The 13,755-nt window shown below is 41.1% G+C and carries 10 protein-coding genes; 8 read left to right on the top strand and 2 right to left on the bottom strand.

Translation table 11 applies throughout. From position 1 onward, the window contains the following. Positions 1–225 precede the first annotated feature (225 nt). The 3 genes from MHN81_RS08715 (at position 226) to MHN81_RS08705 (ending at position 4,127) form a co-directional block, all read left to right on the top strand. Positions 226–1,230 (top strand): LacI family DNA-binding transcriptional regulator, encoded by a 1,005-nt coding sequence (locus MHN81_RS08715; RefSeq protein ID WP_023397926.1) that lies wholly within the window; start codon positions 226–228, stop codon positions 1,228–1,230. Between the two features lie 147 nt (positions 1,231–1,377). Continuing rightward, positions 1,378–2,619: an MFS transporter gene (locus MHN81_RS08710; RefSeq protein WP_239425540.1), complete on the top strand. Its 1,242-nt coding sequence runs from the start codon at positions 1,378–1,380 to the stop codon at positions 2,617–2,619. Positions 2,620–2,633: 14 nt separating this feature from the next. Beyond that, positions 2,634–4,127, top strand: a complete 1,494-nt coding sequence (locus MHN81_RS08705; protein WP_239425539.1) for a trehalase family glycosidase — start codon at positions 2,634–2,636, stop codon at positions 4,125–4,127. 85 nt (positions 4,128–4,212) lie between these two features. On the opposite strand, the gene MHN81_RS08700 is transcribed toward MHN81_RS08705, so the two are convergent. Next, entirely contained in the window at positions 4,213–5,562 is a 1,350-nt protein-coding gene (locus tag MHN81_RS08700; RefSeq protein WP_023397923.1) for a hypothetical protein, read from the bottom strand. A gap of 301 nt (positions 5,563–5,863) precedes the next feature. Continuing rightward, positions 5,864–6,139 carry a hypothetical protein gene (locus MHN81_RS08695; protein ID WP_023397922.1) on the bottom strand — a complete coding sequence of 92 codons (276 nt, stop codon included), beginning with the start codon at positions 6,137–6,139 and terminating at the stop codon, positions 5,864–5,866. Between the two features lie 250 nt (positions 6,140–6,389). Here MHN81_RS08695 and MHN81_RS08690 point away from each other — a divergent pair, with 250 nt between their 5' ends. The 5 genes from MHN81_RS08690 (at position 6,390) to MHN81_RS08670 (ending at position 13,640) form a co-directional block, all read left to right on the top strand. Then, complete coding sequence (locus MHN81_RS08690; protein WP_239425538.1) at positions 6,390–7,388, top strand: WD40 repeat domain-containing protein; 999 nt, start codon at positions 6,390–6,392, stop codon at positions 7,386–7,388. A gap of 147 nt (positions 7,389–7,535) precedes the next feature. Then, positions 7,536–8,525: a WD-40 repeat protein gene (locus tag MHN81_RS08685; RefSeq protein ID WP_023397919.1), complete on the top strand. Its 990-nt coding sequence runs from the start codon at positions 7,536–7,538 to the stop codon at positions 8,523–8,525. A gap of 50 nt (positions 8,526–8,575) precedes the next feature. Next, positions 8,576–9,751 (top strand): hypothetical protein, encoded by a 1,176-nt coding sequence (locus tag MHN81_RS08680; RefSeq protein WP_239425537.1) that lies wholly within the window; start codon positions 8,576–8,578, stop codon positions 9,749–9,751. Positions 9,752–9,898: 147 nt separating this feature from the next. Then, a complete protein-coding gene (locus MHN81_RS08675) occupies positions 9,899–10,789 on the top strand; it encodes a cation diffusion facilitator family transporter (RefSeq protein WP_023397917.1) in 891 nt (296 codons plus the stop codon). 58 nt (positions 10,790–10,847) lie between these two features. After that, entirely contained in the window at positions 10,848–13,640 is a 2,793-nt protein-coding gene (locus tag MHN81_RS08670) for a response regulator (RefSeq protein ID WP_239425536.1), read from the top strand. Positions 13,641–13,755 lie beyond the last annotated feature (115 nt).

Raw genomic sequence — 13,755 nt, 5'->3', positions numbered from 1 at the left:
CTATGATGTTAAGTGCATGCTTTTTGATAACTTAGTTTTTAGCGTGGGAATAATAAAAACAAAGAGTTAATAAAATAGCGCTTATTTGATATTACAAAGGTGTAGAGGGTAATTCAATGTGGATGAATTACCTTGAGTAGTTTAATCTAATGGCTCTAATTTAGGGGGGAACCCTTAGAATGATGCCAAATCATCATAGATGTTTTCTGATGCAGTGAATGAGCAATGCCACATAAAAAATTGAAATTGGCAGATTTAGCCAAATTAGCGGGTGTATCAACATCTACAGCTTCTCGAGCTTTGAATGATAACCCATTGATAAAAAAAGAAACTCGAGAACGAGTTCAAAAACTAGCTAAAGAACACAACTTTAGCCTCAATGCTGCTGCGAGCCGTTTGCGTTTACAGAAAACCAAAGTCATTGCGGTGCTCATTAATCTTGATTCAGAAACAGAACAGTCTATTGATGATCCATTTTTACTGAAAGTTGTCAGCGACATTAACCTTGCTGTTAATCGACAGGGTTATGAGTTGCTACTATCTAATTCTTTTATGGCTGGGATTGATTGGTACGGTTACTTTATCGATGGTCGCCGGGCTGATGGTGTGATTGTCGTGGGTCAAGGGAAGCAACAAGCGCTTATCGATAATGCAGCAAAAGCTGGCATGCCTCTTGTGGTTTGGGGTGATCCAAAGACCGATGCTGATTATGTCGTGGTTGGAAGTGACAACTTTTTAGGTGGAGAATTAGCCGCAGAGCACCTCATTGCTAAAGGAGCTAAAAACCCCATGTTTTTAGGAGATCCCGCGCATGCTGAGCTCTCAGAGCGCTATAGTGGATTTTGTGCTGGGGCCGAGCGGGCAGGTGTAACTGCCACACAGCTCTTAAAAATTGACATTACAAGCCAAGCAGCTTACGACGCGATAAATCACAAGTTACGCAGTGACGGTCTTGATTTTGATGGGATTTTTGCGTGTAGTGATATGGTTGCGCTCGGTGCAATGAAAGCGTTGAAAGAACGCTACGTCAGTATTCCGAATGATGTGCATGTGGTTGGATTCGACGATATTGCAATGGCCGACATCAGCTTTCCGTCACTGACTACAATAAGACAAGATACTAGACAGGCGGGCGAGTTGCTGGTTAAAAAGCTCCTAGCTCAACTCAATGGTCAAAAAGTATCGTCTAGTCAGCTAGATATTGCCTTAATAGAGCGTCAATCGAGCTAATTGAGGGGGCAGCTACTTGCCTCAATTCGCAATGGCCTTGCTATATCCGTGTTAATGTCTGTTATTAAAACTTTAAATGCAAACGTTTGCAAAATTAACCTTTGAGCGCTAGACTGAATTAAACTTACAGTATTTACGAGTCTTTCAATGCACAATATGCGAACCATTTTGGCCATGGGGGCCTGTTACTTTTTATTTGCCATATTGCTCAATAGTGTTGGTACAGTTATTTTGCAAGCGATCAATACGTTTGGTGTATCTAAAGCGCAAGCGGCAAGTCTAGAGGGATTTAAAGATATACCCATTGCTATTGTTTCTTTTTTGGTCGCTTCATTCATTCCGAGAATTGGATACAAAATAGCCTTATTGGGTGGCCTTTCTTTAGTAACTTTTATGTGCCTAGTTACTCCCATGGTCGGCAATTTCTGGGCCCTCAAAGCACTTTTCGCTGCTGTTGGTTGTGCGTTTGCTATCGTCAAAGTCTCAGTTTACGCTCTCATAGGCCAAGTTACGGATTCAACGAAATCCCATTCTAGTTTGTTGAACACCATTGAAGGGATATTTATGGTGGGGGTACTGAGTGGCTACTGGGTGTTTGCTGCATTTTTGAGTGAGGATATCTCGTCAAACAACTGGTTAAACGTCTACTACCTTTTGGCTGGGCTTTCAGCGGTTACTTTGCTTTTAGTATGGTTTGCAAAAATCGAAAAAAGCACGTTGAAAACGCCGAGTTCAAGTAGTGCCAGCAGCGATTTTATTGCTATGCTGCGCTTAACCTATCAACCACTTGTGCTGGTGTTTATTATCAGTGCATTCCTATATGTTCTTATCGAACAAGGTGTTGGTACTTGGTTGCCGACTTTTAATAATCAGGTACTCAATTTACCCGTCGACGTCAGTGTTCAGCTCAGCAGTATTTTTGCTGCGAGCTTAGCGATTGGCAGATTGGCGGCGGGGCAAATTCTCAAAAAAGTCGACTGGTATATTTTCTTAAATATTTGCTTAATCGGTATGGCTATTTTGGTTTTACTCACTCTCCCGATGACCAAAAATTTACCTCAAAACGCAGTAACGAGCGTATTTGATGCACCATTGGCTGCCTATTTGATGCCATTGATTGGGCTACTTATGGCACCAATTTATCCAGTAATTAATTCGATTATGTTAAGTAGTTTGAAGAAGCATCGTCACGCGGCAATGACAGGGCTTATTGTTGTCTTTTCTGCTTTGGGTGGGACAACGGGGTCCTTGATCACTGGATTTGTATTTGAGTATATGAGTGGTCAACACGCATTTTACATGTCCCTGATCCCGATGGGAATTATCGTATTTACCTTATTTCTATTTAAAAAGCGTGCTCAACAAGTAGCGTGCTCGTCAGCAGTATAAGTCGAGGAATAATAATGAAGTTTGAGCACAGTCGCTTATTTAAGGACGTTCAGTTATCAGGGATGTTCATCGATAGTAAAGTTTTTTCTGATGCTATTCCAAAACAATCGTGGCAAGCAGCATGCGCTGAATATGACAAAACACAGCCGGCCGATTTAAAAACCTTTGTTGCAACTCATTTCGAATTTGCAGAGGCCCCTGAGTTACAGGCACTGAGTGATGTTAGGTCTGTTCCAGATTACATTGAACGACTTTGGGACAGGTTGGCAAGGCAAGGGAGTGAGCAAAACACCAGTTCTTTATTAGCATTACCTAAGCCATATATAGTCCCTGGTGGCAGGTTTAATGAGATTTATTACTGGGATAGTTATTTTACAGCGCTAGGATTGATGGACTCTGGTCGTGAAAAGCTTGTAGAAGACATGTTAGAGAACTTTTGTAGTCTAATTGAGTCGCTAGGCCATGTGCCCAATGGAAATCGAAGCTATTACGCAACGCGTTCCCAGCCCCCGGTTACAGCAATGATGGTCGACTTGCTCTGGGAAACAAAAAAAGACGACGAAAATTGGCTTACAAGAGTTACATCTTCATTGCAAAGAGAGTACGCGTTTTGGATGAAAGGCTGTGATAAGCTTAGCTCTGATCTTCTGCACTTTGACCGTGTGGTAATGATGCCTTGTGGCGGTATATTGAATCGATATTGGGATAATGACCCGTCGCCTAGACCTGAGTCATATAAAGAAGACATTGAAGACGCAAAACATCTAACTAACGATGAGAAGACTCATTTTTATAGAAATATTCGCGCAGCGTGCGAATCTGGTTGGGATTTTAGTAGCCGCTGGCTGCAAGAGTCGAATAATTTAAAAACCATTATGACAACGCACATTGTACCAGTTGATTTAAATGCGCTACTGTATTTTTTGGAAACCCAGTTGTCCCGCTGCTATCAAGCTACCAATAACAGCAAAGAATCACAGAAAATGGATAGGGCTGCAAAACGACGTGCAGCTTTGATCAATCAATATATGTGGGATGAACAAGCCAATTGGTATGTCGATTTTGACGTTGAACTCAACTGCAAACGCAATATCGTAACTATGGCAGGAGCAACGGCGTTGTTTTTCAACTTAGTGGAAGATTGTGCGCGCGCGCGCCAGATGTCACAAAAAATGATGTCCGAATTTTGTAAAGCGGGTGGGCTTGTGACCACACTGGCAGTAACCCCTCAGCAATGGGATAGTCCTAACGGCTGGGCTCCTTTACAGTGGTTTGGTGTTAAGGGGTTATTGAACTACGGCTTTACACAAGAGGCTAAAGAGGTCGCGAGCAAATGGTTAACAACACTTGAATCTAGCTTTAACGCCAACCAGTGTCTTTTGGAGAAATACAATGTCATTGAGCCAAATAAAAAGGCAGAGGGTGGTGAGTATATTGTTCAGCAAGGTTTTGGTTGGACAAATGGTGTGGCAAGTCGCTTTTATACTCTGTTTGGCAAAAGAGAGTAAACCGGAGTAGCAGAAATGAAAAAAGTGCCTTAAAAAAGGCACTTTGGCTCACAATCAAGAGACATACACGTGATACCCGGGAGTATTAATGTGCGTGTTCGCCTCCTTTTTCAATACCTAACCAAACTAGTCTGTCTGGTGTGAAATCTAGTTCAATTTCAACCTTTACTTCAGCGGTTTCAAGGTCATAACCTAATACGTGTTTTGCGTCTGAATCTGTAACGTAGACGATGTTTTCTGCACCTGAGAAGGCGAGTCTAAAAGTAACATCTTCAGGCAAAGCGGTTAGTTCATGGTCATGAACTTTCACAGTGTGTGCTACTTCCCAGTGATGCTCATCACCTTCGGCATGTTGTTCAAAGATAGTCAGAACACCTGCTGAATCTAAAACAGCTGCATGAGAGCCGTCATAGTTAAAGTCACCACCTGCAATGCTATGGTCTTTTGTAATAGTCCACTCAATTTTTTCAATTTCGCCGTGCTCAGCGTCGACAACAACCAGTTCAGTACCTGCAATACCTATGAATTGATGGCTATTTTCGTGGCCTCTTAACACACCGATACGTTGTTTCTCAGCAAAACTTTCTGGATTTGCGATTTTCTTCGCTGTGAATTCACCGTTTTCTTCTGTGATGATCACAACACCATCACCACATGCGAAAGAAATGTGCTCATGGTTTTGAGCGCTACCGTGAAGGGCTGGACAGCTCTGCTCAAATACTTTGTCTTGATCAAAGTGGTCGTCGTGTTTGTGGAATAGCCCGATTTGAGTCGGTAATGTAGAAGCTGTTTCTGGATCGCGAATGGTACTCAGTGTGTATTCGCCGCGAGATTGCGCTGCACCGTGCATGTTGGTGTCATAGTGGATCTCCGCAAGTTTATCTTTTTCACCACCAAGATAAGCTTCAGAGAAAACAGCTACTTGAGCATTGACGGCATCTTCACCGTTGCCATCGAAGAAGATTGCGGTGTTATTTTCGCCATTTGTAACGTGCGCAGGTTTAACGTGGTCAAAAGAAACGTCACTAAGCTTGGGCGTCTCTTGATAAGGGTGCATATGATCGCCATGATCTTCTTGCCAAATACCACCATCAACAAACTCTACCCGTCCGTTTTCAGACTGAACAAGTACAGCGTAACGGCTGTGCTCAGTTGCATATACTCTACCCGCATAGTTACTTGAAGCCAGTTCTGCAGCAACTTCTTTATGCTCAATGTCTAGCAAGTGTATAGAGTTAGACTCAGGAGAAGTCACCAATAGACGACCAGCTTCACTCACCGAACCATGGTCATGATCGTGCTCGTCATGTCCATCTTCCTTTTTAACAGGCTCAACGACTGGTGCATGTTCAACAATGGTCGTTTTGGTATCACCACAGGCCGTTAGTAATGCTGTTGCAACTGCAACGGAGAGTAATTTGTATGCGTGCTTCATATTTCTTTCAATTATTAGAGTAATAAATATGCAGATGTATTTCCGAAGATGCTCTGCATTTGAGATGTTATAAAATAACAATTTGAAAATATGTTATACTATAACGTATCTGCGACGCAAGCGGCAATTTGAACAATTCTGCAATTATGTACCTTCGTCGGGTGCCATGATGTTTTGTTCAGAGGGTCTGAAAGTAAGGTCTCAGTTGGGCAAACGCTTAACAGTTTACTGTTTGTGGCTTGGTTAGGTGATAAAGTGCGTTCTTAAGTTTGCTGAAGGAATGTTGGAGCTGACTCGCATTTTATTCTGATAAAAATATGACTCTAATTGCAATAGCAACAAAGACGATGAGGAGTAATATCACTTCAACCCTGTGTACTAGAGATTTTGTTTTTTTGTGCTTTTTTTGGTCCTTAAAAGGCATTTTGAACTCCTCATTTGGATGGCGCTTTTCATAAGCTGCATTGGCTTTTTTTGCAAATGCAGAACGTTTTTCCGGACTTAAGTTTTGATTCATCGAATCTTGGTAATCGACGACTTTTCCTTTCGCTGCTCTTGCTTTAGGTGCGCTACACATTACAACCTCTAACTACAAGTAACTAAAAAGAATTAACAACTCCGCAAAACCAACGCTTACACATACCTTAGGTCCGGGTAAGCATCTGTTGCTATCCGAATATTATAGTACTTTAAGGTTGAGTTGTCGTTTAATTTTCTAAATAAATAAGATTATTATCCGATAAAGAAAAGGCGTAGAATAAAAAACAAACAAAATGTGAGTTGTCGAAGTCAATGCAAAGAGGAGCGCAGTATTAGGAGAGCACCAAATGTGTAGATACGTGATTAAACTATTGATGAGTTGCTTGTTCATGTTGACTTTAATTAGTTGCGGGGAAGTGACTAAAAATCCACAGAGTGTGTTTTATCGGCTGAGTAAAACACCCATTGAGTTTGGCGTATTTTCCTCCGACGCTAAGCTGGCAACATTCGTATCTCAGGGAGTGTTAACCGTAACTAAAGCTGATGGCAGCGGTATTCTTCATCAATTTGAAATTGGCGGCAGCAAGGTGACGGGCCTTGCAATTTCTCAAGACAGTACACTACTTGCGGTCAGTTTTGAAAAGTTCATCGTGGTGTGGAATTTAGTGAGCGGCGCAGAGTTAGGCAAATTTAACATGTCTGGCAATTCTGAGTTTGCGAAGATTTCACATATTGCGCTTTACGCAAAACCTCTAAAACTACTGGTTGGCATGACTGATGGAACGCTGAACCTACTTGATTATGAAAATAGTTTGACTAAGCAAGTTAATTATCACGATGCACGAATAAGTTTTCTTGCACTAGGCCCACACAGACAGCTCATCATAAGTGCAGGTCATGATGGTTTGGTCAGTTTGCACGATGCCAATACATTGGCATCTACCTATCAGTATCGAATGTCAAAAAGGGTGACCAGCCTAGCGCACAATTTACAACACAATTTGTTGTTTGTATCTGATGCGTTAAATGATCAGGTATTGATAAACCCATTTGCCTCTCAGGTTGAGATAACAAAGTTAAAATATAAAGAGCGCTTCAGGTGGTTTCGGGCTGCGGCAATAAGTCCAGACGGGCAATATCTCGCGACCGGCTCGAGTAAATATTGGTGGACTTTATGGCATACCAAAAATGGGCAAGAAATTGGCGCTTTTGCAATTAAAGCGGCAAGTACAACAGCGCTGATTTTGGATATGCATATAGATAAGCAAAATATGTTGGCTACTTTGAATAGCGACGGAATTGTTGAACTTTGGGATATCAACACCTTATTAAAAATGAACCGCTAGTGGCGCAAACTTTGCTTATTTTGCGTACTTACGGTGCGGCAGGTGGGGCTGCATCAACAACAGGTAATAATACGCTGTACAAAACGTTAAAAGACTATACTATGTGCACCGCTTATTTATTGCCCTTTAACTTAGAGATCTTGAATCATGTTGTACAGACTATTTCCAATTATTATCGTGCTGATTTTAGCTGGCTGTGAAGACGATATCTCGTTGAGTAACGGAACGGTTAACCAGCTAGGTGACAAGGGCATTCTGATAGGGCATTTTTCACAAGATGGCAGTAAGTTAGTCACTGTAGACAGTTCGAACTCTCTCTCTGTATGGAATAGTGATACACGGGCACCAGAATTTACTGTGCCTCAAGATAAAATGCCAGATATGGTTAGAGAGGTTGTACTGTCTAAAGACAACAATATGTTAATAGTTGTCGGAGATAATCAACTCAGGTTTTGGTCTTTAGCAAGCAAAAAACTGGTAACTAAAGTCAATTTTACAGGAGTCAGTGGATACGCATATATATCTTCTGTGGCCTTATCTCCGGCGATGGACAAGATTGTTGTTGCTATGTCGGACGGCACAGTGAATATGGCGCATTTGCATACTCAAGTGAACAACCAGTTTGCTCCGCATAGTAGACCTGTTATGCATGTTGAGTGGGATGACAAGGGGGAGCTGTTTCTAACCGCAGCGCAAGATGGAAAACTGGCGTTGTGGCGATTTGGTTCGCCAGAGCCTGTATTCACAAAAGAGTTTAATCATAGAGTGACAAGTTTGGCGGTTAGAAACGACTTTTCAGAGTTTTTTGTCTCTGATGCACTTGATAATCAGGTTATCGCATCACTCATAGATGGTGCTGATAAAAGTGAGCTTAAGTATATGGCGCGTTTCAAAGTGTTTAGAAAAGCGCTGTTTATTGAGCAAAGTAGATTGTTGGCCACGTCTTCATCTAAATCTCAGTTGACTATATGGGATACCAAAAGTGGTAATGAGCTAGGTACATGGCAAATCAATACTGTGAATTCAGGCGCAACCATAGTTGATATGTATGCGCCAAGCAAAGAAAAGCTAGTAACACTAAGTAGTGATGGGCTATTAGAAGAGTGGGCATTAAATATGTTGGCCAATCGACGGTAACACAGTGGTGTACCTAGCCAACAGGTTAATAAGGTTATAGGTAATGTACAATGAACAGATGGATTTTGTTTTTACTCCTTTATGTGGGCACAAGCTCGGCTGAATCAGTGCAGCTCGATGTTTATCAATGTGATAGATACGCTGCAGAATTGGTCTTTTTGCAACAAAATACTGAGATGAAGCAATCGGACCAAGCTCGTATAACCCGCTTGATTGAAAGAATAGAGCACTATTGTGAATCTCCAACAGTGGCTAGAAAGCCCCCTGTTGAAGCGCGTGAACGGCAAAGTGTTTTTGGCCATGCGCACTACAGTGACCCTGAAATTTATGCTCAGTGGCAAGCTTTTTTCCAAAAACCAGCAATTTGTCATCATGGAGAGCAAAACTTTCAAAGTGCAGTAAAGTGTGCAGAAATGGTTGCAAAACAGAGGCAAGCATTCGAAAGCCGGCTTGATAAACAGAAAGAAGCCAAGGAACGCAATAGGCGTACTGAGCTAACGCGTGCAAGCAAAGAGATATCTCAAGAAACAACTACACCTCCTAGTGTTGCGTCCAAGCGAGATGATACCTCCTATCAGCTCAATACCGATATTGCCCTAGATAAAAACGCAGGCCACTTTTCTCGGTTTGGTTTTTGGTTGAGTATTGTACTGTGTGGCTATCTTTTCATAGAGCTTATCAAGCATATGAGTCGCAGCAGCAGTACAATAAACGATAACAAAAAAAGAAGTTTTAAGCCGACATATCATGCATTAACCAGCAAATTAGATAACAAAAAGTATATCATTGTGCATCGTAGTATGAGCCCATTGCTTGAAGAACTTGATATTGATGGGGTGGCATTGTCCCCTTTTGGGTTATTCGTTTTTGTCTCATGTCCTTATGTTGGAGAGATTGAAGCAAACCTCGAAAGTGAAATGTGGCATGTTACACGCGAAGGCGGTGCTCAGTATTTTTTAAACCCATTAAATGCAGTGAAAATACGAGCAAGTAAGCTTGCCGAATGTGTTGGAGCAAAAAGTGGGGTCAAATACATTGTCACATTTAATAGTGGATGCCAATTCTACCCTGGTAAGCCTGTCAACTGCTTTGAAATTGAACTGGTTGCATTTGAAGTTATGCGCTACACACAGTTTATTTTTAGCTATGAGCAGTTACGTTACTTCGAGCAGCGATTGTACTCACAAAGTCATGCATTAGAGACGTCGCACCAAATTGCGAGTTAAGTGCTGTTGAAGTGCGAACAAAAGATTCTATTTATTTGCTAAATATTGTTATTTTTGATGCGTCTGAAATGAAATAAGGTTACAATCACCGTCCTTTATCACAAGGCACCCTCTAATTTATAGTTACAAAGGTTTCTCAAGTTTCGAATGACCGATCTTACAACTCATGAGGCTTCTCGGAAGCGCCTACTCATTGCGCTTGCATTAACGTGCACGTTTATGGTTATACAGGTTATTGGCGCATATTTTGCCAATTCTTTAGCTGTACTAGCCGACGCAGGACATTTATTTGTTCACAATAGCTCTTTGCTTATCGCTTTAATTGCTTCAACGATTGCTGTCAAATTAGCGAATAGCTTCAATGAAGGTTATAAAAAGGCCGAATATACAGGCGGCTTAATTAATGGTGTTTTATACGTTTCTATCGCTATTGTTATTTTATTAGAAGCCACTGAGCGTATTGAGCTGCACTCTCAGGGACATACTCATGAAGTGAATACATTTGTGATGTCGAGCATTGCTGGAGTTGGCTTTTTATTTCACGGGGTTGCGGCCTGGGTGCTGTATAAAGGTCGAAAAGATAGCATCAACGTATATGCGGTATTCTTACACTCATTTTTCGATCTTTTATCAACGATTTCAACATTTATTGCAGGTATTCTGATCCACCTAACGGGGTGGAATATCATTGATGTGCTGTCAAGCATGCTGATTTCAAGTTTTGTTTTGTTTACTGGCTTTAAGGTCATTAAAACATGTTTATCAGGCTTGCTGGATAAAGGGCTTTCTTTGCCAGATGTGGAGGGCGTTGAGCAGGCGATAATCGCGACAGAGCATGTCGAAAGCGTTCACAATGTCACCGTGTCAAATTCGGATAATATTTTAATTGTTGGCGCACACATTGTACTAAAACATCATTGCACAATTGAAATGCATGATGATGCCTGTCGTTTTCAAGTCGAAGCGCGACTAAAACAGCTTTTTTCAGTCGAAAAGTGTGTACTTCAAATAGAAAGTCACGATTGTCCCCACCATTAAACTTGGCAAATTACCAGCTTTCCTTTATTTTTTAATAGAATATAAAGAGGAGCTGGTATTGCTAAATCAATTCGTTAAATTACCCAAAGTAATTATTGCACTTTTTTTAGGCGTGGTTGGCGGGATAGCGAACTTACTCCCTATTTGGTTCTTAGACAGTTCTGAGTTCTTGTTTGGGCAACTGTTTGTTATTTTATGTCTGCTTGCTTTAGGTTGGCGATATGCGATTATTGCGGTTGGTGTTGGCGCGCTGTTTTTACTTTACCGCTGGGGACATTGCTGGGCTTCGCTGGTATTTTTGTTTGAGATTCTCTGGCTGCAATTGTTCTGTATTCGAGCTAATAAACCTTTATTCATAAGAGGGCTCGGGTTTTGGGTATTGTTCGGCGTCCCCATTCTGTTTATCGTTGGTAAATTTGTACTTGGCTTAACTTTGCTAGTTATTTTTACTGCGCTAGCTAAGTACATGATCAATGCGGCGGTATACTTAGCAATTGTTGATTTGATTTCACTGTTTTTGTTCAAGCGGGTATGGCAAGCAAAATCACTTTATCAAATACTTAATTACATGATTAGCCAGTTGATTATTCTGGTTGTATTGATCACAACTATTGTCTTAACAAATAGTCATTACAAACGCATTGAATACGAGGTAACGGCACAGTTGCAAGATGCGTCAAATAGCGCTCTCAAGCAAATTGATGATTTTTTACAAAGCTATCGAAGGGCTATTATGGTTGCAGCCCAAGATATTCAATCAGGTGTGCAAAAGCAGCAGGTAATTAAGAGACTTGTAGAAACTTACCCAAATTTCCGCACAGCAATAGTGGCTGATCAAGGGGCGCTGGTTACGCACTATTACCCAAAAGCCCTCAAAGTGAGTCTAATTGGTGAAGTTCCCTCGGTTGCTGATCGCGAATACTTCATTCAAGCGCCTTACTATCCTAACGGCTTCGTGTCGGGTATTTTTCAAGGAAGAGGGTTTGGAAATGACCCAGTTGTGGCTATTTCAGCACCTCTATACGATGATGGTGAGTTTAAAGGGATTGTAGAGAGTTCCCTCTTTTTTGAGTCTTTTGAACAATTTATTCCAAAAGTATTGGCTCAAAAAGGGCATCTATTGATCTTGGATCATGAGGACAACATTGTTTATAGCTCTCTCAAGTCTGACTTTAATATTTTGGATAATGTTGCCGAGCTACAGTTAAAAGAGCTCACAGAGTCAACCGATCAAATTTATATTAGTAATAATCGAGATGTTTATTACAAACAGAGTGTACAGTCAGATATTTTTCAGTGGCGCGTTATTAGTTTAATTGAACGCAAACATGTCAATTTGGCCGTAGCTTCTGCTTGGATCCAGTCATTTATACTGGCGCTGTTTATCATTGCAATTAGTAGCTTCTTGGTAAACCGAATGACAAGGGTTTTTACTAAACCAATTGTCGATCTGAGTCATAGTATTAACTCTTTTGATCCGAGTAAAAAAATGTCAGAGGTGAACAACACCACCGAAGGCAGCTGTTTGGAAGTGATCATTTTACAACAGCAGTTTTCTCAATTGGCATTCAAGTTATCGATGAGCTTCACCAAGCTAAATACCGTTAACGACGAAAATGAACAACTCAATCGAAAACTACAAGATTTCAATAAAACCTTAGAGTTAGAGGTTCGGCAAAAAACGGAAGAGTTGATCGGTGCGCTTGAAAGTGCTAATAGAGCAAGCTCTGCGAAAAGTCAGTTTTTAGCGAATATGAGCCATGAAATTCGAACACCGCTGAACGGTATCATCGGTATGTCTGAAGCGCTTATTCAGTCAGAGTCTGACATTAAAACCAAAGAGCAGCTTGATATTATCTATCAATCAGCTCATAAACTATTACTGATTTTAAATGATATTTTAGATTACTCGAAAATTGAAGCTGGCGCCTTGCAGCTTTCAGTTCAAGATACGGATGTGAAGAAATTTGTGACCTCACTGTCGAGGGCGTTTGAAAAGTCAATTCAAAAGCCTGGGGTGAGTTTCACATTTAACCTTGCAGACGATGTCCCTGAAGTGTTGGAGTTAGATGATTTAAGGGTAGGGCAAGTTATAAATAACTTGTTGAGTAATGCAGGAAAGTTCACTGAGCAAGGCTATATACAATTTGATATTTATTATCAAAACGAGCAACTAAAACTTGTAGTAAAAGATACAGGAGTGGGTATTTCAGAGCTTGCGCAAAAGGACTTATTTGATGAATTTACTCAAGCCGACCTATCAACAACACGCAAATTCGGCGGTACGGGTTTAGGCCTCACCATTTGTAAGAGGTTGGTATCTTTGATGGAGGGGGAGCTCACCTTCACGTCTAAAGAGCATGTTGGCAGTGAGTTCGTGGTTAAAATCCCTGCGAAGGTTGGCGGTCGAGTTACAGTGCCTCAGGCGCGTGTTGGCATTCCAAATTTGCAACACTGTAAACTACTTCTGGTAGAGGACAATCCAATAAATCAAATTGTGGCAATGCAGATGTTAGCCAAAACAGGTGGGGAAATAAGTAAAGCGAATGATGGTTTACAGGCCTTAGACGCGCTGAAGGCACAACGATTTGATATTGTGCTAATGGATTGTCAAATGCCCAATATGGATGGGTTTGAATGTACTAGGTCGATAAGACGTCATCCAGAAGAATATGGACGACCGTATATAATGGCGATCACTGCGAATGCATTTAGTGAAGATCGTGCAAAATGCCTTCAGGCTGGAATGGACGATTTTATTGCAAAACCCATCGAGTCTGCTGAGTTATTTGAACGTTTAACGCGGTGGCATGAGTTGCACTTTGTGCAACAGAGTGGAAAAACGAACTAGGTAAAGTCATTTACAAGGTAGATGAGAGTGAGTACCCAAAAATAAAATTCTTTATCTATCAATGTTATTAGTAACTATTCGCATTTTTATGTGTAAGTTTGTTGATAACTATTTT

Origin of the sequence: Pseudoalteromonas sp. Of7M-16, assembly GCF_022347805.1 — a bacterium.
GTDB classification, from domain to species: domain Bacteria; phylum Pseudomonadota; class Gammaproteobacteria; order Enterobacterales; family Alteromonadaceae; genus Pseudoalteromonas; species Pseudoalteromonas luteoviolacea_F.
This window is presented reverse-complemented; position numbering and strand designations above follow the sequence as displayed.